Here is a 24,423-nt window from a genome sequence, read left to right on the forward strand (position 1 = left end):
TTCATGCGCGTCGCAGCTGAAGATCAGCGCTGACGAGCCTTGAAACGCGGATTGCTCTTGCAGATCACGAACACCTTGCCGCGACGGCGCACAACCTTGCAGTCACGGTGCCGCTGCTTGGCGGACTTCAAAGAGGAAAGCACCTTCACGGCCAGCTCCTGACACTTAACGAAAAAAGACAAGTTCGAAAGTGTAGCTGTTTGATTGCCTTGGAACAAGTCCGGATTTACAACAAAGCCGGGATGGCTCTCGCTTCGGCCAGGGTTGCCAGGAATTGCGCCAGCACTGGGGAAGTATCGTCGCGGCGACTGGCGACAGCCAGCAGCATATAGGCGTCCGGATCTTCAAGCTGAACATAGCTGACGCCGGCCAGGCTGACCGTGCACATGGAGGCCGGGATCAGCGCCAGCCCCATGCCTGCGGCTACCAGCATGAGCAGGCCGTTGATCTGCTGGGCGTGCTGGCGGATTAGCGGGTGGAAGTTCGCCTTGGCCGCCATATGTGCCAGCCGGTCGTAAAGGGTGGCAGCCAGGGCTCGCGGTTGCACCACGAAGGCCTCATCGGCCGCTTCGCGTAACCAGATTTTTTTGCGACTGGCGAGACGGTGCTCGGAGGGCAGGGCGAGCAGCAGCGGTTCGCGATCGATTTCGTCCAGTCGCAGGGCACGCGCATCGGCTTCGTGCTTGGGCAGATCGCGGACAAAGCCAACGTCCAGTTCGCCGGCAAGGAGCGCATCGAACTGCGGCTCGGTGTACATCTCGCTGAGAATGACGCGAACGTGCGGCGCGTGGCGACTGAAGCGCAGCAAGGTCTGGGGTAGGGAAGGATGAAAGGTCACTGAGACGGTATAGGCCAGCCGCAGCTGGCCGCTGAATCCGGCAGCGGCCTGTACGACCTGGCCGCGTGCTTCATCAGCTTTGGCAAGGATTTGCCGGGCCTGCTCCAGGAATACCCGTCCGGGTTCGGTCAGCGCTACGTTGCGCTTGTCGCGGTCCAGTAGCCGGACCCCAAGATCAGATTCAAGGGACTGAATTTGCTGGGAAAGTGGGGGCTGCGAGATGTGCAGTCGTTGCGCGGCTCGGGTAAAGCTCAGCTCCTCGGCAACGGCAACGAAATAGCGGAGCTGGCGGAAATCGAACATATATAGGGTTTACATATAAGTTTCGTCCGAAATATATATTGGTTTCTGTAATCAGTCGATCATATGCTTCTCATCGTCCCGCCACCGTCCCCTCCCCCCAGGTGGCGGCGACCCTCGCCCCGCGACGATGCTACCCCCGCGATACCCGGCCCCTCCCCCTGGCCCGCTATCGACGCATCGTTTAGCGGGGCGCTTTCCTTTTCGGATCCCTGAAAATCGCAGGCCAGGGCCGCCTCAGAGCGAGGCGGCGAGCTGGGTCCCTTGGGCGATGGCGCGCTTGGCGTCGAGTTCGGCGGCCACGTCAGCGCCGCCGATGACATGGACCTTTTTGCCCGAGGCAGCGAGAGCATCCGCCAGCTCACGCAGCGGCTCCTGTCCGGCGCAGATCACCACGTTGTCCACTGGCAGCAATTGCGGCTTGCCATCGATGGTGATGTGCATGCCTTCCTCATCCAGCCGGTCATAGCTCACGCCGCCGAGCATGCTGACCTGCTTGGCCTTCAGCGTGGCGCGATGCACCCAGCCGGTGGTCTTGTTCAGGCGTGTGCCGGGGCGGCCCTCAGTTCGTTGCAGTAGCCAGATCTGGCGGGCGGGACGCTCCGGTTGCGGTGGCTGCAATCCGCCACGCGTGGCGAGCTGCATGTCAACGCCCCATTCTCGGGTCCAGCGGGTTACGTCAGTGGTAGGCGAAGGCGCGTGTTCCACCAGAAATTCGGCAACATCGAAACCAATGCCACCGGCACCGATGATGGCAACTCGCGATCCCACCGGTTTGTTGTGCGCCAGCACATCGAGATACGTCAGTACACGTGGATCGTCGCTGCCCGGAAATCTCACGTTTCGCGGGGTGATGCCAGTCGCCACGACGACTTCATCGTAATCCCCCAGAGTGTTTGCTTCGGCTGTTTTGCCGAGCTGCATACGCACACCGGCGTCGGCAAGGCGATGGCGGAAATAGCGCAACGTCTCGTGGAACTCTTCTTTGCCCGGAATGCGCTTTGCGTAGTTGAACTGACCACCGATATCGTTGGCCCGATCGATCAGAGTCACTTCATGGCCGCGTTCCGCCAGAGTGCTGGCGCAGGCCATGCCGGCGGGGCCTGCGCCGACCACGGCAATGCGCTTGCGGACGGCAGTGGGTGTGATCGTCAATTCGGTTTCGTGACAGGCACGCGGATTGACCATGCAGCTGGCGCGCCGGTTCTGGAACACGTGATCGAGACACGCCTGATTGCAGGCGATGCAGGTGTTGATGCGATCGCTGCGGCCCGTTTTGGCTTTGTGAGCCCAATCCGGATCGGCCAGCAGCGGGCGCGCCATCGACACCATGTCCGCGTCGCCGTTTGCCAGCACCTGTTCGGCGACCTCAGGCATGTTGATGCGATTGGTCGTGATCAACGGAATCGACACTTCGCCTTTGAGCTTCTTCGTCACCCAGACGAAACCGGCGCGCGGCACGCTGGTGACGATGGTGGGGATGCGCGCTTCATGCCAGCCGATACCGGTATTGATGATGCTGGCGCCGGCCGTTTCGATAGCCTTCGCCAGTGCGACGATTTCGTTCCAGTCCTGTCCTTGTTCGATCAAGTCGAGCATGGAGAGGCGATAGATGATGATGAAATCGCGGCCCACTGCTTCGCGCGTGCGGCGCACGATTTCTATGGGAAGGCGCATGCGTTTCGCGGCATCGCCGCCCCATGCATCGCTGCGCCGATTGGTGTGGGCCGTCAGGAACTGATTGATCAAATAGCCTTCCGAGCCCATCACCTCGACACCGTCATAGCCGGCGTCTTGCGCGAGTCTGGCGCAGCGAACGAAGTCACCAATGGTTCGCTCCACGCCCCGCGATGACAGTGCGCGAGGTGTGAATGGCGTGATGGGCGACTTGATCTTGGACGGCGCTACCGAAAGCGGGTGATAGCCGTAGCGGCCGGCATGCAGGATCTGCATGCATAGCTTGCCGCCTTCTGCGTGCACGGCCCGGGTGAGTTTGCGGTGCCTTGCCACATGCCATGGTATGGAAAGCCGGCCGCCGAACGGTTTGAGCCAGCCCTCGATGCTGGGCGCGATGCCGCCGGTCACCATGAGGCCTACACCACCCCGGGCTCGCTCCGCGAAATACGCGGCCAGTTTGTCGTAGTCGGCAGCCTTGTCCTCCAGGCCCGTATGCATCGAACCCATCAGGATGCGGTTGGGAAGGGTGGTGTGGCCGAGGTCGAGCGGAGCGAACAGATGAGGGTAGGTCATATGGCCCGAGGCATTCAAACGGTCGTATGAATGTGCCCGGTGCCAGGGTAGGAAAGCAAGGACTTTGGCCCGGCTGTCAAGCCAGCAGCTGGTGGACTAGCTCGATATAGCGGCGCATGGCCTCGTCGCGAGGCGTGCCGCGCAGTTGCGCCCAGGCTTCGTATTTGGCGGTGCCAATAAAGTCGAAGAAGCCCGGCTGAGGGTCCTGGGTATCGCCCTCGGACCCCTGCTTGTACAGCGCGTACAGCTTCAGCAAGGTGTCGTTGTCCGGTCGCTTGCCTAATCCCTGGATGTCCTCAGCGGCCTGCTGGAACTCGCGTTGAAGATCGCTCATGAGAAGGCGCCAGCGGTCGCCAAAAGTAAGGTGGGCGGGCTAGATAGCACGCGTGTGGGGCAGGGTCAACGCGTTAAGATAGCGGTTTGCCTGCCAACCCGGAGCCGCCATGAGCCCTTCCTCCCCCGTCCCTGTACTCACTATCGACGGGCCTTCGGGGTCGGGCAAGGGCACCATCAGTCGCCTGGTGGCGGAGCATCTGGGTTGGCGTCTGCTGGATTCAGGGGCACTGTACCGCGCAGTGGGCTATGCCGCCGGCATGGAAGGGCTGGATTTGTCCGATGCCGAGGCAGTCACCCGTTGCGCCCAGCACGTGAAGATCCGCTTTCATGCCGTCCCCAATGGCCAGGACACCCGCGTCCTGGTTAATGGTCATGACGCCACGGACGAGCTGCGTACCGAGACCGCCGGCGCGGCGGCCTCGGCGATCGCCTCCATTCCTACGGTGCGCCAGGCCTTGGTTGACCTGCAGCTGAGCTTTCGCAAGGCTCCCGGGCTGGTGGCAGACGGGCGGGACATGGGCACCGTGATCTTCCCCGACGCTGCCCATAAGGTGTTCCTGACCGCCAGTGCTGCCGAGCGTGCGAAAAGGCGCTATAAGCAGTTGAAGGAAAAGGGTCTCAGCGTTACACTTAGCGGCCTTCAGCGCGAAATTGAAGCGCGTGACGCCCGCGATGCATCCCGGGCGGTCGCGCCGCTCAAGCCGGCCGAAGATGCGGTTCTGGTGGATACCACCGGTATGGGCATCGACGCCGTCGTCGCGAAAGTACTTGCTGTGGTGCAGTCCTGATCGGGTTGCACTTCGGCGTTCGTGCCCCTGTCGCGGCAGGGGTTTTGGTCAACGGTGCCTAGGGGATTTCTCCGAAGACACCCACAACCGGTGGGCCGATCCATCCGTGCGCATTTATCCGACGGCGCGCACTGGATTACGGCCTTTTCTCATTTCTGGAATCAACATGACTGAAAGTTTTGCCGAGCTGTTTGAACAGAGCCAACAGGCCATCTCTAAGCTGAAGCCGGGCGCCATTGTCACGGGTATCGTTGTGGAAATTCGCAACGACGTCGTCGTGATCAACGCCGGCCTCAAGAGCGAAGGCATCGTCCCGATCGAGCAGTTCAAGGACGAAGCTGGCACGCTCGAGGTGCAGGTAGGCGACGAGGTGAAGGTTGCCCTCGACGCACTGGAAGACGGCTTCGGCGAGACCAAGCTCTCCCGCGAGAAGGCCAAGCGTTCGATGGTGTGGGACGACCTTGAGCAGGCGTTCGACAAGGAAGAGACCATCACCGGCAAGATCTCCGGCAAGGTCAAGGGCGGTTTCACCGTCGACATCAAGGACGTCCGCGCATTCCTGCCGGGCTCGCTGGTCGACGTGCGTCCGGTCCGCGATCCGGTTTATCTGGAAGGCAAGGACCTCGAGTTCAAGATCATCAAGCTCGACCGCAAGCGCAATAACGTTGTGGTCAGCCGCCGCGCTGTCGTCGAGACCGAGTTCTCCGAGGAGCGCGAGAAGCTGCTTGAGCGCCTGACCGAAGGCGCGGTGGTCAAGGGCACCGTCAAGAACCTCACCGACTACGGCGCGTTCGTGGACCTCGGCGGTATCGACGGCCTGCTGCACATCACCGACATGGCGTGGAAGCGCGTGCGTCATCCTTCCGAAGTCGTCAACGTCGGCGACGAGCTGGACGTCCGCGTGCTGAAGTACGATCGCGAGCGCAACCGCGTGTCGCTGGGTCTGAAGCAGCTGGGCGACGACCCGTGGGTCGCCATCGCTCGCCGCTACCCGGTCGGCAGCCGCCTGTTCGGCAAGGTCTCCAACGTCACCGATTACGGTTGCTTCGTTGAGATCGAGCCGGGCGTGGAAGGCCTGGTCCACGTGTCCGAGATGGACTGGACCAACAAGAACGTCAACCCGGCCAAGGTTGTGCAGGTGGGTGACGAGACCGAAGTGATGGTGCTGGACGTGGATGAAGAGCGTCGCCGCATCTCGCTGGGTATCAAGCAGACCCGCTCGAACCCGTGGGAAGCTTTCGCCGCCATGCACAAGAAGGGCGACAAGGTGTCCGGCCAGATCAAGTCGATCACCGACTTCGGCATCTTCATCGGCCTGGACGGCGGCATCGACGGCCTGGTTCACCTGTCCGACATCTCCTGGCAGGTATCCGGCGAAGACCTCGTGCGCAACTTCAAGAAGGGCGACGAGATCGAGGCCGTGGTGCTGGCTGTGGATCCGGAGCGTGAGCGCATCTCCCTCGGCATCAAGCAGATGGAGCAGGATCCGTTTGGTCAGTTCATGGCGACCAATCCGCGCGGCACCATCGTCAATGGCGTCGTGAAGGAAGTGGACGCCAAGGGCGCAGTGATCGACCTGGGCGAGGGTGTCGAGGGTTACCTCCGCGCCAACGACATCGCCAAGGAGCGCATCGACGACGCCACCCAGCACCTGAAGGTGGGCGACAAGGTCGAGGCCAAGTTCACCGGCATGGACCGCAAGGGCCGTCAGCTCCAGCTCTCCATCCGTGCGAAGGACGAGGAAGAGCTGCATGACGCCATGCAGGAGTATTCGTCGGCTTCCGGCGGTACGACCAAGCTCGGCGCGCTGCTGAAAGAGCAGCTGAACAAGGCCGACTAATAAAGCAACAAGCAAGACACGGGGCGGCATGTTGCCGCCCCGTGGTTCCACGTCACGGACATTGGGGACCCATGACCAAATCCGAATTGATCGAAGCGCTGGCACGGCGCCAGACCCATCTCGCGTTCGGCGATGTCGAGCTGGCCGTCAAGAGCGTGATCGAACAGATGAGCCATGCGCTTTCCCATGGTGAGCGCATAGAGGTACGCGGCTTCGGCAGCTTCGCGCTGCATTACCGGCCGCCGCGCATGGGCCGCAATCCCAAGACCGGCGAAGCGGTAGCCCTTCCGGGCAAGCACGTGCCGCACTTCAAGCCGGGCAAGGAATTGCGCGAGCGAGTGAACCAGGATCTGGAGCAAGCCGCGGCCACCTGAGTGGGCGAGGCAAGGTTCCAAGCCTTCCGAAGGCAGGCGGCGTTGAGCCGGTCCTGCCTTCTTTTTGTCTGCGATACGTGAAAGCAGGGCAGCCATGGCTATGTTCTTGCGGCATCGCCGATGAGTGAATTCGCGTACGTGTGAACCGCCGATGCCTGTGCCGCTTCATGGCAATCGGGTAAAGTCGCGGGCATGCGATTGATCGTGATGCTGATCCTGCTGCTGTTTGTCGCCGCCGGCGTGATGCTGGGGGCGCTTAATGCCGATCTGGTCGACTACGACCTGGCCTTCGTGCATTTCCAGATGCCCAAGGGCGCGGCGCTACTGGCGGCTCTGGTGCTGGGTTGGTTATTGGGCGGGCTGACTGCCTGGCTCGGCGTGAGTACGCGCCACCGTCGACAGCGCCGGCACGCCGAGCGTGATGCCAACACCAGGCAACCCGCAGACGCATGATGGCCCTCTATGTGTTGGCCCTGCTGATTCCAGTCGCTTTTGTCAGCGGCTGGTGGACCGCCCGCAGCGCGGGAGTGCGCCGTTCCGGCGCTCAGGTCAGTGAGCTTTCCTCCGACTACTTCCGCGGCCTCAACTACCTGCTCAATGAAGAGCAGGACAAGGCGATTGAGGTTTTCCTCCGCCTGGCCGAATACAACCGCGACACGGTCGAGACTCATCTAGCGCTGGGCAATCTGTTTCGCCGCCGTGGTGAGGTTGATCGCGCCATTCGTCTGCATCAGCATCTGGTCTCGCGCCCCGGTCTGTCGGATGCGATGAAGACAGTCGCCCTGTTGGAATTGGGCGAAGACTATATGCGTGCGGGCCTGCTGGATCGCGCCGAAACCCTGTTCTCCGACCTGGTGGCGATGGATGCGCATGCACCTTCGGCGCTGCGTCACCTGATCGCGATTTACCAGCACGAGCGCGACTGGCACAAAGCCATCGAACATGCGCGACGCCTCGAAGCAATGACCGGGGAAGACGAGGCCGGCATGATCGCTCAGTTCTACTGCGAGCTCGCCGATCAGGCGCGCCAGCATGGTGCTCGTCAGGACGCAGGCGAGTATTTGCGTCAGGCTTTTGCCTGCCAGCCGGATTGTGTGCGTGCCTTCATGCTCACCGGACGTCTGTATGCCGAAGAGGGCGAGCATGGCAAGGCGGTCGACGTGTACGAGACCGCGATTGAGGCCGACATCGCTTTCGTGCCGGAAATCCTGCCGCCGTTGCTCAACAGCTACGCCCGCTCACAACAGATGGAACGGGCTGAGAGTTTCCTGCGTGACATCCTTGAGCGTTACCACGGCATCTCGCCGGTGCTGGCGCTGACCCGCCTGTATCAGCAGCGCGATGGCGAGCGCACGGCGATTGATTTCCTTACTTCGCAGTTGCGCCAGCGCCCTTCGGTGCGCGGCCTCATGGCGTTGATCGATGCCACCATGGACAAGGTCGAGGGCGAGGCGCGCGAGAATTTCCTGATCCTGCGCGACCTCACCAAGAAGTTGCTGGAGGGACAGGCGATGTACCGCTGCAGCCGCTGCGGATTCGGCGCCAAAGCTCACCACTGGCAATGTCCCAGCTGCAAGAGCTGGAGCACGATCCGGCCGATCCACGGCGTCGCGAACGAGTGAGGTAGGGATGTCACCTTTCGTGCTGGCCGTAGGGATGGTGCTGGCATCGTTGCTGGTTGCCTTGCTCGTGGTGCGCGGCGCCATTGCCTACGCGCATCGTCGCGGCATGCTGGACCAACCGGGTCAGCGCCGCTCGCATTCCATACCGACACCGCGCGGCGGTGGCATCGGCATGGTGATTGCCGTGCTGCTTACGGCCCCCTGGTGTTTGTCGTTGCTGCCGGAAGCCTGGACCGGTGGAATGCCCTGGGTATGGGCTGTCGCGACCTTGATGGTAGCGGCCATCGGGTGGTGGGATGACCACCATGCCTTGCCGGTATTGCCGCGCCTGGGTGTTCAATTGGCAGCCTGTGCTTTATTTGCGTGTGCATTGGCGGCTGGCGGGATGTCGTGGCTATGGTTGCCACTGCTGGTCCTGGCCGGGGCCTGGAGCATCAATCTCCATAACTTCATGGACGGCATCGATGGGCTGCTCGCACAGCAGGTTTTGTTCGTCACCCTGGGGTTGTCAGGCCTGGCGATAGGGGCAGGGCAGTTTGCGCTTGCGGCCGGTACCGCTTGCCTTGCGGCCGCCGCTCTGGGGTTCTGGTGCTACAACCGCCCCCGCGCCGCTATTTTCATGGGGGATGTGGGTAGCGGGACCATGGGATTCCTGCTGTTCGCTTTCACCGCCATGCTATGGAAGGTGAACAGCCAGCTGCTATGGCCGGCCGCGATCCTCAGTTCATCCTTTGTAACGGACGCTACCCTTACCCTCCTTAGCCGGTTCCTGAGAGGTCGGCGCTGGTACACTCCCCATCGCGAGCACCTGTATCAATGGCTGGTTCGCAGTGGCATGTCGCACGCTCTGGGGGGCGCGTGCTACCTCGGTTGGAACCTCTTGATCGCGGCACCTCTGGCCTGGCTGTCATGGTTCTGTCCAGACTTGGGGTGGACGATCTGCGTTGTCACGTATTTGATAGCGAGCGCAGCATGGATGCTCGCCAAACGCTACTGTTTGTGGCGCATCCAGCACAGGGCCAAGCATGTCGCTACGTAAACTGATCGGTGTCATCCATCCGCGAACGGCAGTCGTCATGCACGATCTGTTGATGGCGGCTGTGGCCTGGTGGGTGGCAAAAGCGCTGCGTTATGCCCTGATCGACGATGCGGCAATCAGCTTTCACCCGCTCGAATTTCCGCTGGTTCTTGCCGTCCAGGGCCTGATCCTCAACTGGACTGGCCTGTACCGTGGCCTCTGGCGCTTCGCCAGCCTGCCTGATCTGTGGAACATCCTGCGCGCGACAGTGATCGGCGCGCTGGCCATCGGTCTCACCTTGTTCCTCTATAACCGCTTGACCGATGTGCCGCGCTCGGTGCTGCTGGTTTACCCAGTGGTGCTGTCTCTACTGTTGGGCGCACCGCGTCTGACCTATCGCTTCTGGAAGGACAGCCGGGTCGACATGTTCCAGTCGCAGCCGGTGCAGCGTGTGCTGATTGTCGGCGCCGACCGTGCCGGCGAAGCGCTGGCGCGTGACCTGCATCGCGATAGCCGCTATGCCGTCGTCGGTTTTGTCGACGACCGCGATAGCTTGCGTGGCGCCAGCATCAACGGACGTCCGGTGCTTGGCCGCATCGAGCTATTGCCTGAACTGGCCCGTGAAGTGGCCGCGCAAATGTTGTTGATCGCCATGCCCAGCGCGTCGACCGAAGAGATGCGGCATGTGGTCGAGCTGTGCGACCAGACGGGGCTGCCATACCGCACGGTGCCCAAGCTCGAAGACGTCGTGGCCGGTCGTGCGCAGTTCAACGAAATCAAGGAAGTTGCTATCGAGGACTTGCTTGGCCGCGATACCGTCGAACTCGATTGGACGGCTATTCGGGAAACCCTGACCGGCAAGCGCGTGCTGGTGACCGGTGGCGGTGGTTCGATCGGTTCCGAGTTGTGCCGGCAAGTGGCGCGGCTGGGTGCGCAGTCGCTCACCGTGGTCGATCACAGCGAGTTCAACCTGTACCAGATTTCGCAGGAACTGCGGCAGGAATATCCCGAGCTGCTGTTCGACGCCGTTCTCGCAGACTGCGGCGATCCAGCGGCGACGCATCGCCTGTTTTCCGAATTGAAGCCGCAAGTCGTGTTCCATGCGGCTGCCTACAAGCACGTGCCCTTGCTGCAGGGCCAGCTGCGATCCGCCTTCCGCAACAATGTGCTGGCATCGCGCACCATGGCGGACATGGCAGATCGCCATCAGGCCGAATGCTTCGTGCTGATCTCTACCGATAAGGCGGTGAATCCCACCAGTGTGATGGGTGCCTGCAAGCGCATCGCGGAGATCTGGTGCCAGAATCTCGATGCGCGTTCCAACACGCGCTATATCACAGTGCGTTTCGGCAACGTGCTGGATTCGGCCGGTTCGGTCGTGCCGCTGTTCCGCAAGCAGATCCGCGCGGGCGGCCCGGTGACCATCACCCATCCGGAAATCTCGCGCTACTTCATGACTATCCCCGAGGCCTGCCAGCTGATCCTGCAGGCAGCGAGCCTGGGTAAGGGTGGTGAGATCTTCGCGCTGGATATGGGCGAGCCGGTGAAGATCCGCGATCTCGCCGAGCAGATGATCCGGCTGGCTGGCAAGAAGCCGGGTACCGAGATTCCGATTGTCTTTACCGGCCTGCGCTCGGGCGAGAAGCTGTTCGAAGAGCTGTTCCATCCGCTCGAAAACTACAGCGCTACCGCGCACGCCAAGATTTTCCTGGCGCAGTACCGCCAGGTGAGCTGGGAGCTGTTGCAGGCCCAGTTGGTCAAGGCTTCCGAGGCGACCTCCGCCTTCGATGAAGAGAGTCTGCGGCGCTGCGTGTCCAGCCTGCTGCCCTCGTTCCGCTGGAGCGACGTGGCGCAACCGGACAATGTGGTGTCGATCCGTCGAAATGAATCTGGAGATAAGTGAGTGAGTAAGCCGTTGCGCAAGGTGGTCTTCCCAGTGGCCGGCCTAGGTACACGTTTTCTGCCAGCCACCAAGGTGGTCGCCAAGGAAATGCTGCCTGTATTGGACAAGCCGCTGATCCAGTACGCCGTCGATGAAGCCGTGGATGCCGGTGCCGACACGCTGGTGTTCGTCACCAACCGCTACAAGCACTCCATCGCCGATTACTTCGACAAAGCCTACGAGCTCGAAGCCAAGCTACAGGAGAAGGGCAAGGACGAACTGCTCGCTCTGGTGCAGGGCACCTTGCCGCGCAATGTGCGCGCCATCTTCGTGACCCAGCCCGAAGCGTTGGGCCTGGGGCATGCCGTGCTGTGCGCCAAGCCGGTGGTGGGGAATGAGCCGTTCGGCGTGGTGCTGCCGGACGATCTGATCTGGAACAAGGGCAAGGGTGCGCTGCGCCAGATGGCCGAGCTGGCTGAAGCCCAGCAGGCTGGGGTGATCGCGGTGGAAGAAGTGCCGCACAACGAGACCGACAAATACGGCATCGTCGATGCCACGCCGATAGACGAGCGCAGTGCGCAGATCCGCCACATGGTGGAAAAGCCCAAGCCGGCCGACGCACCGTCGAACCTCGCGGTGGTGGGCCGCTATGTCCTGCCGGGCCGCATCTTCGAACTGCTGGAGCAGACCAAGCCGGGTGCAGGTGGCGAGATCCAGCTCACCGACGCCATCGAGGCGCTGCTCAAAGAGCAGGGCAAGGTGCTGGCCTATCGTTTCGAAGGCACTCGTTTCGATTGCGGCAATAAGGCTGGCCTGGTCCGCGCGACCATGCACATGGCCCTGCAGGATCCCAAGCTCGCACCGACCGTGCGTGAGTTGTTGAGCGCGCTTTAAAGCACCAGACCGGCCCTGGCCAACCCTGGGCTGGCGCCCCTGCCATCTGGCTGTGGCAACATGTCAGAATCTGTACCGCATCCTGCCATTTTCATGGTGCAGGATGTGCTTGGGGGAAACCGATCGATTCGCCGTTCCATTCCATGGAGCGGTTTTGTCGCAGCCGGTGATTGGCCCGAGGCCGGCTAAACGCCGTCCCTATTCATTGGATGATTGCCAGGAAGCACTATGGATTTGCTGCGGTTTCTGCTCTTGCTACCGGTGCGCCTCGTGCGCGGTTTGCTGCTCGGGATCGGCCTGATTCTGCGGCCCTTTTTTGGACAACTGTCCTGGTCGGCACCCTCCTGGATGCCTGCGACCGGCACTTTTGTCCGCCAACGCCCGCTGCGTGCCGCAAGCGTACTGGTGGCCGCGCTGGCGATTGCCGCCAGTGGCTGGTTCGGCTGGCAGTGGTACAAGAACCGGCCCAAGCCGATCGAACCCGCACGCATCTCCTTTGAAGTGCAGACGCCGGCGATCAGCGACTACACCAAGCAGCCGATCGTGATCCATCCGCTAGCGTTGCGCTTTTCTGGCTCGGCAGCGCCGCTCGAACTGGTAGGCAAGCCGGTCACGACTGGCGTCGTCATGCAGCCCGCTGTGAAAGGCCAGTGGACCTGGCTCGACGACCGCACGCTCAACTTTGTGCCGGCCGAGGATTGGCCGGTCGGCAAGCATTACGACGTGCGCCTCGACATCAGCAAGGCCTTCGCTCCGCATGTGCTGATGGCCGAAGACCATTTCAGTTTCGACACGGCGCCCTTCATCGTGAAGTTGGGCACCGCCGAGTTCTACCAGGACCCGCAGGACGCCACGGCCAAGAAAACCATCCAGCAGGTGATCTTCAATTACCCGGTGGACACCGCGCAGTTCGAGAAGCGGATCGAGGTGGCGCTGGCGCAGAAAGGCAGCTCCGATACTCCGCTCAAATTCAGCGTGACCTACGACGCCAACAAGCTGGCCGCGTGGATCCACTCGCAGCCGCTGGCCTTGCCGCGCGACGACGGCGCCGTGCAATACAGCATCGACAAGGGCGTGCGCAGCCTGCGCGGCGGCGACGCGTTCAAGGACAAGCTCACCCATCCGGTGACCGTGCCGGGCTTGTACAGCCTGACCATCAACGAGATCGCACCCACTCTGGTCGACAACGACAAGTACGAGCCCGAGCAAGTGCTGGTGATGGGCGTCGGCGGCACGGTGCGCGACAGCGAACTTGCTGGCCTGACCAAGGCCTGGGTACTGCCGCGACGCAAGCCTGGGGTGAAGCAGGATGAAGACGAGCCACCCTATGCGTGGGGCGCATCCCAGGTCAGCGAGGAGGTGCTGCGTCAGTCGCAACCGCTCAAACTTGAATTGGTGCCTACCGAGAACGAATACGAGGCCGGCCAGAGCTTCAAGTTCCACGCCGAACCCGGGCAGCAGATCTATGTGCGCGTGGAGAAGGGACTTAAGTCGTTCGGCGGCTACGTGCTCGGCAAGCCACGCGTCGAGGTGGTGACGGTTCCCGAATATCCCAAGCTGCTGCGCTTCATGGCAGATGGTTCGCTGCTGTCGATGAGCGGTAGCAAGCGCGTGTCCGTGGTGTCGCGCAACCTGCCGGGCATGAAGGTGGAAGTGGGACGCGTACTGCCGGACCAGTTGCAGCACCTGGTCAGCCTCAATCAGGGCAACTATGCCCGGCCGTCGCTGAGTTACGACTTCAGCGAAGACCATATCGTCGAGCGCTTCGAACAGAAACGAGCCTTCCCCAAGGGCGATCCCGGCAAGGCGCATTACGAAGGTGTTGACCTTGGCCAGTATCTGAAGGACGGCAAGCGGGGCGTATTCCTGCTGCACCTGTCCAGTTATGACCCGGTGGCGGAGAAGAAGAAGGCCGACGCCGCTGCGGCGGCGGAGCAGGGGGCGCAGGCCGCGCCGCGTGCCGATGGGCAGGACAGCGGCACGAATGAATCCGGCGACGAAGGCGAAAGCGAGGGCAATGCCTACAACAGCCAGCCCGAGGAAGATTCCTCCACACCGGTCGACACCCGCCTCGTCGTGGTCACCGACCTCGGCATGCTGGTCAAGCGTGGCGTGGACGGCAGCCAGGACGTGTTCGTGCAATCGATTCACAGCGGTCAGCCGGTGGGTGGTGCCAGCGTGTCGGTGCTGGCGCTCAACGGCCAGACCCTTTACAGCGAGACCACCAACGCCGATGGCGCCGTGCACTTCCCGACCTTCAAGGGACTGGAGCGCGAAAAACGCCCCGTGATGTACCTGGTGAAGAAGGCGGACGATCTTTCATTCCTGCCGATTGGTGGCTACGACCGTCAGCTCGACTACTCGCGCTTCGACATCGGCGGCGAGCGCAACGCTACCAACCAGGGTCAGCTTTCCTCCTACCTGTTCTCCGACCGTGGCATTTACCGGCCGGGCGACACCTTCCATATCGGCCTGATTGTGCGTGCCGCCAGCTGGACGCATAGCGTGGCCGGTGTGCCGCTGCAGGCGGAGATCGTCGACCCGCGCGGCGCCACCGTAAAGCAGCTGCCGTTGAGCATGGATAACAGCGGCTTCGGTGAACTCGAATACGCACCAGCGGAAACCGCGCCCACCGGCACCTGGACGGTAAACCTCTACATCGTCAAGGACGGCAAGGCCGGCGCACAGATCGGCAGCACCACCGTGCAGGTGAAGGAATTCCTGCCCGATCGCATGAAAGTGGAAGCCAAGCTGTCGCAGCAGGCGCCGGAAGGCTGGGTAAAGCCGGAGCAGCTGAAGGGCCTGGTCGATGTACAGAACCTGTTCGGTACGCCGGCGGCGGATCGCCGCGTAGAGGCCTCGCTCACCCTGCGTCCGGCCTGGCCGGCCTTCCGCAGCTGGCAGGATTACCACTTCTACGACGTGCGCCGCGCCAAGGAGGGTTACGAGGAAACCCTGCAGGACGGCAAGACCGACGATAAAGGCCATGCCGAGTTCGATCTGGATCTGAAGAAGTACGCCGACGCCACCTATCAGCTGTACTTCCTTGCCAAGGCGCACGAGGCCGAGGGCGGGCGCAGCGTAGCTGCGGCCGCGCAGACACTGGTTTCCAGCAACGACTGGCTGGTCGGTTACAAAGCGGCCGACAGTCTCGACTATGTCAGCCGCAACGCACCGCGCAGCGTGCATCTGGTCGCGATCAACAGTCAGGCCAAAGCGATCGAGCTGAAGGACCTGCGCGCGCAGCTGATCGAGCGCCGCTATATCTCGGTGCTGACCAAGCAGGATTCGGGCGTCTACAAGTACCAGTCCAAGCTCAAGGAAATCGCGGTCAACGAGCAGGCGCTGGCGATTCCCACCGCGGGTCTCGACTACGCCTTGCCGACCGACAAGCCGGGCAACTATGCGTTGGTGATCCTGCGCGGCAATGACCGCACCGAAGTAAACCGCGTCGACTACTCGGTGGCTGGTGCCGCCAATGTGTCGCGCTCGTTGGACCGCAACGCGGAACTCCAGCTCAACCTCAGCAAGCAGGATTACGCACCGGGCGAGTCGGTGGACATCGCCATCCGCGCGCCTTATGCGGGTAGTGGCCTGATCACCATCGAGCGCGACAAGGTGTATGCGCACGCATGGTTCCATGCCGACACCACCAGCTCGGTGCAGCACATCACCGTGCCGGCGGATTTCGAGGGCAACGGCTACATCAACGTGCAATACATCCGCGATCCGTCCTCGGACGAGATCTTCATGAGTCCGCTGAGCTACGGCGTGGTGCCGTTCTCAGTGAACCTGGATGCACGCCGCAACCCGATAAAGGTCGAATCCCCGGCGCTGGTGAAACCCGGCGAAACGGTCACCTTCAAACTCAGCGCACCGCAACCGACCAAGGCGGTAGTGTTCGCCGTGGATGAGGGCATCCTGCAGGTGGCTCGCTACAAGCTCGGCGATCCGCTGAAGTTCTTCTTCCGCAAGCGCATGCTGGAAGTGAGCACCTCACAGATCCTCGACCTGATCCTTCCGGACTTCGAGAAGCTGATGAGCATGGCCGCAGCCGGCGGCGACGCCGACGCCGCGATCGGCCGCCAGCTCAACCCGTTCAAGCGTAAGCGCGACAAGCCGGTGGCGTTCTGGTCCGGCATCGTCGACGTGGATGGCGAGAAAGAGCTGACCTACCAGGTGCCGGATTACTTCAACGGCAAGCTGCGCGTGATGGCGGTTTCGGTCTCGCCGGAACGCATCGGCACCTTTGAAGGTTCCACCATCGTGCGTGGCGATTTCGTGCTTTCGCCGAACGTGCCGACTACCCTGGCGCCGGGTGACGAGCTGGAAGTCAGCGTGGGTGTGGCCAATAACCTCACGGGCCTGGGCGGCAAACAGGTGCCGGTGGCGGTGAGCCTGAAGACCGGACCGCAACTGCAGGCGATCGGCAGCGCGACCCAGAGCCTCAACCTGGGCGAGATGCGCGAGGGCGTGGCGCTGTTCCGTGTCAAGGCGACCGACAAACTGGGCTCCGGCAATCTGACCTTTACCGCGAGCTACGGCGGCAAGTCCGCGAAGCAGAGCGTCGACGTGTCGGTGCGTCCGGCTTCGGCTTACCGCACCCAGGTCAACGTGGGTCGGGTCGACGCCGGCAGCAAGGCGGACCTGCCCGACCTGCGTAAGCTGTACGACGAGTACTCGTCACGCGATACGGCGTTCTCGCCGCTGCCGGTCGTGCTCGCCCAAGGCCTTACCAGCTTCCTGGTCAACTACCAGAACTACTGCAGCGAGCAGTTGATCAGCGCGGCCATGCCCAAACTGGTCGTGGCGAAATGGCCAGTAGTGCCGGTCTTCGCGCACGCGCTGCAACCTGCCTTCAGCGAGAAGAAGCTGAGCAACGATGAGGCGCTGGCCCAGTTCCTCGACGCGCTGCACGCGCGCCAGAACGGGCAGGGTGGTTTCGGGGTGTGGGCGGCTACGCCGGATGCGGATCCGTTCGTGTCGGTCTATGCGATGAACTTCTTGATCGAGGCGCGCGACCGCGGTGTGAACGTACCTAAGGACATGTTCGATGCCGGCAATACCTATCTGCGCCAGCTCGCCAGCGACAACGGCATGGATTCGCTCGACAAGCTGCGCCAGCGTGCCTATGCGGTCTACCTGCTGACGCGCCAGGGCAACGTCACCACCAACGACCTGGCGGCCGTGCAGAAGCGCCTGCAAGAGGCTTATCCGGAACAGTGGAAGAACGATCTGGCCGCGGCCTGGCTGGCGGCGTCCTATCAGCTACTGAAGCAGGACAAGCAGGCCAGCCAGTTGATGGCCGGCCCGCTGAAGCTGCTGGAGCGCAGCAACGCAGACAAGAGCTACGTCTACGACTACTACTACGACTCACTGATTCGCGACTCCAGCGTGCTGTATCTGCTCGGCAAGCATTTCCCCGAGCGGGCCAAGGCGTTGTCGCCGCGCGTGTGGGAGAACATCAGCTATCCGCTGGCGCACCAGTGGTACAACACGCTGTCGTCGTCGATGACCCTGCTCGCGCTGGATGCCTATGCCAGTCAGTCGGCCGGCGATCTCAGCAAGCTCAGCATCGACGAAGTGCACACCGATGGCAGCGTCAAAGCCATTGCCGCCTTGCAAGGCAATCTGATGCAGGCTGGCAGTTGGAACGCTGCGGCAGGCCGTCTGCGCTTTACCAATGGCGGCGCCTTGCCGGCCTGGTATGTGGCAAGCCAGGGTGGTTACGACCGCGATGCGCCGAACAAGGCGATCAAGAACGGCATCGAGATCATCCGTGACTACACCGACACCAACGGCAAGTCACTGGATCAGATCAGCATCGGCGAGGAGATCGACGTCCACGTGAAGATCCGTGCCACCAACGGTGACGGCGTTTCCGACGTGGCGATCGTGGATCTGCTGCCGGGTGGTTTCGAGCCGGTGATCCAGCCGCCGCCGGAAGTAACTGACCACCAGGAGGACGGCAGCGCAGAGAACGACCAGGGTGGCGATAGCGAAGTGAAGCCCAGTGCCTGGCGTTCGCCGATCGGCCTGTCCAGCTCGAGCTGGACGCCCGAGTACGCCGATATCCGCGAAGACCGCGTGGTGATCTATGGCACAGCTACGCCGGATGTGCGCGAGTTCGTGTATCGCATCAAGGCAACCAACGCGGGCAAGTTCATCGTGCCGCCGGCCTACGGCGAGTCGATGTACAACCGGGAAATCCAGGCGCGTTCGCCGGGTGGCGCTACTTTGACCGTCGTGCGCAAACCGTAAGTCCGGATACCTCGCCCTCTCCATCAAGGAGAGGGCGAGGTTGGTCGATACCCGATGAGCTTCATGTCCACCCCATCATTGCTGTCCGCCATCGTCCGCTGGGTCCGTCGTTGGCAGAACTGGCTGGTGGGTATCGCCTTGGTAATCGCGGCGCTGATCGGCTGTCGCCTGTGGCCGCATGTGCCGCTGCGCGAATGGCAGACCTCGTCTACCGCCGTATACGACAGCAAGGGCCATCTGCTGCGACTGACCCTGGCCAGTGATGACCGTTATCGTCTGTGGGTACCCCTGCGCGATATCTCGCCGCAACTGGTGCAGGGCGTCTTGCTGCATGAAGACCGCTGGTACCGCTGGCACGCCGGTTTTAATCCCTACGGTCTGTTGCGTGGCGCATGGGTGACCTATGCGCGCCATGGCAATCCGCAAGGTGGCTCCACCATCACCATGCAGCTGGCGCGCCTGCTGTGGCGGCTCAACACGCGCTCGCCGCTGGGCAAGCTGCATCAGCTCGGGCGCGCGCTCCAGCTGGAGCTGTTCTATTCGAAGGACCAGATTCTCGAGGCGTATCTCAATTACGCGCCTTATGGGCGCAACGTCGAGGGCGTGGGCGCTGCCAGCCTGGCGTACTTCGACAAGCCACCTGCGGCACTCAGCCTGCCGGAGGCGCTGACGCTCGCGGTGGTGCCGCAGGATCCCACCCGTCGCCTGCAAGCGGCAGCCGCACATACGGGTGATGCACCGCCGGACATCATCAATGCCCGACTGGCCCAGTCGCGCAACCGGCTCTATGCGCGCTGGCTGCGAGCACACCCGCAGGATGCCTCGCTGAAACCGCTGTTCGCCTTGCCACTCAATTTGCGGCCGCTATCGCAACTGCCGTTCGAGGCGCCGCATGCGGTGGAGCAGGTGCTGGCGGCGCGGCGGCTGCAAGCCGGGCCGCTGGACAGTCGCGTCACCACAACCCTCGATCTGGATTTGCAGCACGGTCTCGAACGGCAGGTGGCGCGCTATATCGAACGCAACAATGCGCGTGGCATCCGCAATGCGGCAGCCATCCTTATCGACACGCGCGACATGGGAGTGAAGGCTCTGGTGGGTTCGGCCGGCTATGCCGACAGTAGTATCCAGGGGCAAGTGAACGGCACGCTGGCCAAGCGCTCGCCGGGCTCCACTCTCAAGCCCTTCATTTACGCACTGGGTTTTGACCAGGGTGTTCTGCATCCGCAGACGGTGCTGCGCGACGTGCCGACATCGTTCGGCCCCTATACGCCAGAGAACTTCGACGGCCATTTTCTCGGCCCGGTGACGGCCACCGAAGCCCTGGTACGCAGCCGCAATATTCCTGCGGTGTGGGTGGCTTCGCAGCTACGCCAACCGAGCTTCTATCAGTTCCTGCGCGACGCAGGCATCAGCCGCTTGGCTAGCGAGAAACACTACGGCCTCGCACTGGTGCTCGGCGGCGGCGAAGTCACCATGCAGGAACTGGCGGGGCTCTACGCCATGCTCGCCAATCGCGGGGAGCTGCGGCCCTTGCGCCTACTCGCCAATGAGCCAGCGTCGAAAGGCACGCGTTTGCTCAGCGACGAAGCCAGCTTCATGGTGATGGACATGCTGCGCCAGAATCCGCGCCCGGACGAAACCACCGGCGCGCAACCGGATCGTCTGCCGGTGTACTGGAAGACCGGTACGTCCTGGGCGTTCCGCGACGCCTGGACGGCGGGCAGTTTCGGTCCCTACGTGCTGGTGGTGTGGGTCGGCAATTTCGACAGCAGCAGCAATCCGGCTTTTATTGGCGCCGAGGCGGCCGCGCCGCTGTTCTTCCAAATGGTCGACGCTTTGCGTGCAGAGCAACGCGGACTTGGCGAACCGATACGACGCATGCCTGCCAACCTCAAGCGCGTGGAAATCTGTCTCGCCAGTGGTGATCTGCCGAATCAGTGGTGTCCGCAAAAAGGCATGACGTGGTTCATTCCCGGCAAGTCACCAATCCGCGTCAGTCAGATCCACCGGCCGGTGGTGATGGATGACGCCACTGGCAAGCCAGCGTGTCCGCCCTATGACGGGAAACACACCCATCTGGAGGTGTATGAGTTCTGGCCGTCCGAGTTGCAGCAGGTCTTCATCCAGGCCGGCATCCCGCGCCGTACGCCGCCGCGTAATGAAACCTGCGCAAATAGCGGCATGGCCGTCGGTGATCCGCCGCGCATCACCTCACCACTGCGCGGCAGCATCTATGCCATACGGTTGAAGCAGCAGAGCGAGAACCGTATTGCCTTTACCGCCAACGGCGATGCCGCAACGCGCACGCTGTATTGGTTCGTTAACGATGCCTTTGTGGGGCGCAGCGCACCTAGTGAATCGTTGTTCTGGCAGCCACAGACGGCGGGAAATTACGAAGTACGTGTGGTCGATGATCGCGGGATGAGTGACCAGCGATCACTGGGCGTCAGTTTGGTCGAATAGATATCCAATCCTGGGGAAGAAGGGATGCCGAGACTCAATGTGCCAATGCGATTCGGCGGTTGCCTGGGGTATGTCGTATTGCTGGTGGCGATTGGACTGACCAGCTTGTCCGCCAGCGCGGCTGAAGGAGCGTGTGATCGCAATGCTCCTGTCAATGAAGGCATTCAGCACGAAGGCACCGTCAACGGGAATGTTGGGCAGCATCAGCACTTTTGCAGGGATCAACCACAAGCGGGTGTTGATGCTTGTACGGCATCGCGCTATCTGTTGGCTGGCGATCGGGTAAGAGTCATCTCGCGTTGCGGCAACGACGTCTACGTGGCTTACGTCGGGGCCAACGGCACCTCTATGGGATGGGTCGATGCGTCTGTCGTCGACACGCATGCGGCCCCATATACAGGCGAATCGCTGGACTGGCTGGCCGGAATGCCTGAACAGCATCCGCACTGGCAGGTCGACATGGCACCGGAGTACAGCGATTTTCTTTCGCGCCATGTGCCGACCTACCTTGCCTACTGGGGCATGAGCAAGGAGGGCACGCGGCAGTCGTTGCGCGAGACCGTTGAACAGACTGTCGGCGTAGGGCATCCGCAACGGACCGATGGACGATATGTAGTCATCAACGCCTGCCGGATCCACTCCTGCGACGAGCAGGGATTGATATGGGTGGATCTGAAAACGCACATGGTCATCGGCGCAGTGGTGCACTACTTTTTCAATAGCTCACGTTACGACCGGCAGTTGCTGGTGTGGTCGCTGGATGTCCAGTCCGGTCATTTCCCCGAAGCTTTTGTCGAGACGCTCAAGACCTGGAATCACGGTGATGTGAATATCGACACCGGACCGCGGCCGCTGAACAACGGGGACCGGTCGCACGAAAACCGGCCGTTCTATGCGGTGCGGTTCATCGGTGCCGATGGACGTGTGGCAGTACTCGATGACGTACGGAAACTTACACAGGCAGCTTCACCATGAAGCCAGGAATAGGGCCTATGCGCCACGGCGTTTTCTTCGCTTCCTGTCTATGGATCTATGTCGTGATGATGCCAAGCGCTTCGGGCGATGAATGGCCGGAGGGCCATAGCCGTATGTCACATACGGTGATCGGTGGCCTGGCGAGGGATGGCAAGTCCGTTGAGGTACCACTCGCAGGCATAGAACAGGTCAGTGGTGCATGCCGTGACCATTTGCCCTTATGGATTCAAGGGGATGATCGGCCGCATACCTGTACGCGGCTTACCATTGAGGGGAAAGAGATCGCTCATCTGTGGCTCTCGCCATCACCCACGCGGCCGGCCATGGAGATGTTGGCGCCGCCATTGTTGATATCCACGCGCCCCTTTACGCCCTCCAGATGGAAGGAGCGCCCGGCGACCGCCGCCGAAGTCGAAGCCATACGTGCACTGCACTTGGCATTGAAACCACCTGCCTTCGAAGGTAGCGTCCTGGAGGACCAAGGCGTCTCCTTGCCGCTGGGTCCTTCAAACTATCTGCCGCTCGGCAAGGGCGTGGCGGCTATCGATACAGGCGTTGACGATAGCGTCTTCTTGCTCGTGCCCGGACGTGCTTTGAACGACGCGGAAACGGAGGGAATGTCGGCGGTCGGTCCGGAGAAGGCGTGTGCCACCGTCTCGCAATTGGTCTTTGTGCGTTCTCCGCACGGCGTTCACTATCGGGTCGAGTTGCCGGCCAAGCCAATGGCCTATGTCGCCGATCCGGATAGCCCGTATCCTGCCGTGCAGGTAACCACAAACTGCGGAGCGATGATGTTCATTTGGCGCATCGAACCGAAGCCAAGCAAACTCATTGATTACCAGAATGGCTATGAGTACGGCGATATCCTTCCGGCGTCGGGATATGGCCGCTATGTTTCAGTGTGGCGGATCTAACGGCGCCAGCGACCTCAAATTCGTATGAGTAACGTCCCGGCACCCTCGTATTATCGCGCCACCGCAACGGCTTATGAGCCGTACGCTGCGCTGCATGGCAAGACCGACGCACGCGTGGCGATCGTGGGTGGCGGTTACGCGGGTTTGCACACGGCGCTGGGGCTGGCTGAGCGTGGCGTGCGCGATGTGGTGCTGCTGGAGCGCGAGCAGATTGGCTTTGGGGCTTCCGGCCGCAATGGCGGGTTTGTCTTTGCCGGTTATTCGCTGGGCGAGCAGAGCCTGTTTGATCAGCGTGGCGATGCGCAGGCTCGCGCTTTGTTCGGTCTGACCACAGCGGCGGTCGAGCGCATTCGCCGGCAGGTGGCACGTTATGCGATACCGTGCGATCCGGTGGATGAAGGGGTGATCTGGGCCAACTGGTTTCGCGACCCTGCGGTGTTGCGGCAGCGGCAGCAGCTGCTGGCTGAGCACTACGGAGTGCAGTGGGAATGGATGCCGCAGGAAGAGCTACGCGAACGGGTACGCACCGATCGTTATTTCGACGGATTGTACGAGCGCAATGCCCTGCATCTGCACCCGTTGAATTTCGCCATCGGCCTGGCGGGCGCGGCGGTGGAGCAGGGTGTTCGTATTCATGAGAATACGGATGTGTGGCAGTTGCGCCGTGAAGGTCTGCGCTGGCGCCTCGAAACCGCACAGGGCGTGGTGCTGGCCGATCAGGTGGTATTGGCTTGCGGTGGTTATCTGGCGGGGCTGCGCAAGCCGATCGACCGGGCGATCCTGCCGATCGCAACATATGTGATGGTGACCGAGCCATTGGGCGACCGCCTTGCGGATTGCCTGCGCACACGTTCGGCTATCTACGACTCGCGCTTTGCTTTCGATTACTACCGGCCACTGCCGGATACGCGGCTGTTGTGGGGCGGGCGCATTTCTGTCCGTAATCGCTCGCCGCAGGCCGTGCAGCGCTTGCTGAGCAAGGACATGCAACGTGTGTTCCCTATGCTCAAGGGTCTGAAGATCGACTATGCGTGGTCGGGTCTGATGAGTTACGCGCGCCACCAGATGCCGCAGATCGGCGGGAGCGCCGACGGCTTATGGTGGGCGCAGGCGTTTGGCGGTCACGGTCTGGCGCCCACGTGTGCGGCCGGCGATCTGCTCGCCGCTGTGATTGCCGGCAGTGACGATCGCTGGAAGCAGTTCGCCGATTACGGTCTGGTCAGCGCGCATCGGCCTGCCGGCTATCTGGCGGCGCAGGCCAGCTATTGGTGGCAGCAAAGCAGAGATTGGTTCAAGACGAGGTTGGAAGGATGAGCGAAGCGACAGCGCAAGACACGCCCGAGATCAGCTGGTCCGATTTTGAGAAGGTGCTGATGGTGGCTGGTACGGTGATGCGGGTGGAGGCTTTCCCCGAGGCGCGTAAACCGGCCTGGAAAGTGTGGGTGGATTTCGGTCCTTACGGCGAGAAGAAAACCAGTGCGCAGATCGCGGCGCTGTACACGCCCGAGGATCTGGTCGGCCGGCAGATCGTCGGCGTGATCAACTTCCCGGAGAAGCAAGTGGGGCCGTTCCGCTCGCAGTTTCTTCTCACTGGTTTTCCCACCGAAGCCGGTGTGGTGATCACCGCCCTTGAGCGCCCGGTGCCCAATGGCACAAGGCTCGCCTGAC

The 24,423-nt window shown here is 62.1% G+C and carries 18 protein-coding genes; 14 read left to right on the forward strand and 4 right to left on the reverse strand.

Annotated features, from left to right (window positions below):
- Positions 1–23: 23 nt before the first annotated feature.
- From ykgO to BM338_RS13980, 4 genes are all read right to left on the reverse strand, one after another.
- Positions 24–149 (reverse strand): type B 50S ribosomal protein L36, encoded by a 126-nt coding sequence (gene ykgO, locus BM338_RS13965; protein ID WP_008215056.1) that lies wholly within the window; start codon positions 147–149, stop codon positions 24–26.
- Positions 150–226: 77 nt separating this feature from the next.
- A complete protein-coding gene (locus BM338_RS13970; RefSeq protein ID WP_090451653.1) occupies positions 227–1,141 on the reverse strand; it encodes a LysR substrate-binding domain-containing protein in 915 nt (304 codons plus the stop codon).
- 234 nt (positions 1,142–1,375) lie between these two features.
- Entirely contained in the window at positions 1,376–3,388 is a 2,013-nt protein-coding gene (locus tag BM338_RS13975) for an NADPH-dependent 2,4-dienoyl-CoA reductase (RefSeq protein WP_090451655.1), read from the reverse strand.
- Between the two features lie 76 nt (positions 3,389–3,464).
- On the reverse strand, positions 3,465–3,722 hold the full coding sequence (locus BM338_RS13980) for an acyl-CoA-binding protein (protein ID WP_090451657.1): 258 nt from the start codon (positions 3,720–3,722) through the stop codon (positions 3,465–3,467).
- A 109-nt stretch (positions 3,723–3,831) separates the two neighbouring features.
- Here BM338_RS13980 and cmk point away from each other — a divergent pair, with 109 nt between their 5' ends.
- The 14 genes from cmk to BM338_RS14050 all read left to right on the forward strand — a co-directional run bounded on the left by cmk (position 3,832) and on the right by BM338_RS14050 (position 24,422).
- Positions 3,832–4,512, forward strand: a complete 681-nt coding sequence (cmk, locus tag BM338_RS13985) for a (d)CMP kinase (protein WP_090451659.1) — start codon at positions 3,832–3,834, stop codon at positions 4,510–4,512.
- A 166-nt stretch (positions 4,513–4,678) separates the two neighbouring features.
- Entirely contained in the window at positions 4,679–6,352 is a 1,674-nt protein-coding gene (gene rpsA, locus BM338_RS13990) for a 30S ribosomal protein S1 (RefSeq protein ID WP_090451661.1), read from the forward strand.
- Positions 6,353–6,393: 41 nt separating this feature from the next.
- The gene (locus BM338_RS13995) at positions 6,394–6,726 is read left to right on the forward strand and encodes an integration host factor subunit beta (protein ID WP_255367309.1); all 333 of its coding nucleotides are present in this window, start codon (positions 6,394–6,396) and stop codon (positions 6,724–6,726) included.
- Between the two features lie 192 nt (positions 6,727–6,918).
- Entirely contained in the window at positions 6,919–7,179 is a 261-nt protein-coding gene (locus BM338_RS14000) for a lipopolysaccharide assembly protein LapA domain-containing protein (RefSeq protein ID WP_090451665.1), read from the forward strand.
- Positions 7,176–8,348, forward strand: coding sequence for a lipopolysaccharide assembly protein LapB (gene lapB, locus BM338_RS14005; RefSeq protein WP_090451667.1), 1,173 nt, complete (start codon positions 7,176–7,178; stop codon positions 8,346–8,348). Before BM338_RS14000 ends, lapB begins: the two co-directional genes overlap by 4 nt.
- Before the next feature lie 7 nt (positions 8,349–8,355).
- A complete protein-coding gene (locus BM338_RS14010) occupies positions 8,356–9,387 on the forward strand; it encodes an MraY family glycosyltransferase (protein WP_090451669.1) in 1,032 nt (343 codons plus the stop codon).
- Entirely contained in the window at positions 9,374–11,269 is a 1,896-nt protein-coding gene (locus BM338_RS14015; protein WP_090451671.1) for a polysaccharide biosynthesis protein, read from the forward strand. Before BM338_RS14010 ends, BM338_RS14015 begins: the two co-directional genes overlap by 14 nt.
- On the forward strand, positions 11,270–12,142 hold the full coding sequence (gene galU / locus BM338_RS14020) for a UTP--glucose-1-phosphate uridylyltransferase GalU (RefSeq protein ID WP_090451675.1): 873 nt from the start codon (positions 11,270–11,272) through the stop codon (positions 12,140–12,142).
- Between the two features lie 228 nt (positions 12,143–12,370).
- Positions 12,371–18,403, forward strand: coding sequence for an alpha-2-macroglobulin family protein (locus tag BM338_RS14025; RefSeq protein ID WP_090451677.1), 6,033 nt, complete (start codon positions 12,371–12,373; stop codon positions 18,401–18,403).
- 63 nt (positions 18,404–18,466) lie between these two features.
- Positions 18,467–20,866 carry a penicillin-binding protein 1C gene (gene pbpC / locus BM338_RS14030; RefSeq protein WP_090452542.1) on the forward strand — a complete coding sequence of 800 codons (2,400 nt, stop codon included), beginning with the start codon at positions 18,467–18,469 and terminating at the stop codon, positions 20,864–20,866.
- Between the two features lie 24 nt (positions 20,867–20,890).
- Positions 20,891–21,841, forward strand: coding sequence for a hypothetical protein (locus tag BM338_RS14035; protein ID WP_143109301.1), 951 nt, complete (start codon positions 20,891–20,893; stop codon positions 21,839–21,841).
- 17 nt (positions 21,842–21,858) lie between these two features.
- A complete protein-coding gene (locus BM338_RS14040) occupies positions 21,859–22,755 on the forward strand; it encodes a hypothetical protein (protein ID WP_143109302.1) in 897 nt (298 codons plus the stop codon).
- A gap of 24 nt (positions 22,756–22,779) precedes the next feature.
- Positions 22,780–24,069 (forward strand): NAD(P)/FAD-dependent oxidoreductase, encoded by a 1,290-nt coding sequence (locus BM338_RS14045; RefSeq protein ID WP_090451684.1) that lies wholly within the window; start codon positions 22,780–22,782, stop codon positions 24,067–24,069.
- Positions 24,066–24,422 (forward strand): tRNA-binding protein, encoded by a 357-nt coding sequence (locus tag BM338_RS14050; protein ID WP_090451686.1) that lies wholly within the window; start codon positions 24,066–24,068, stop codon positions 24,420–24,422. Before BM338_RS14045 ends, BM338_RS14050 begins: the two co-directional genes overlap by 4 nt.
- The last annotated feature ends 1 nt before the right edge of the window (position 24,423 follow it).

Source organism: Dyella sp. OK004, from assembly GCF_900114495.1.
GTDB lineage: Bacteria > Pseudomonadota > Gammaproteobacteria > Xanthomonadales > Rhodanobacteraceae > Dyella_D.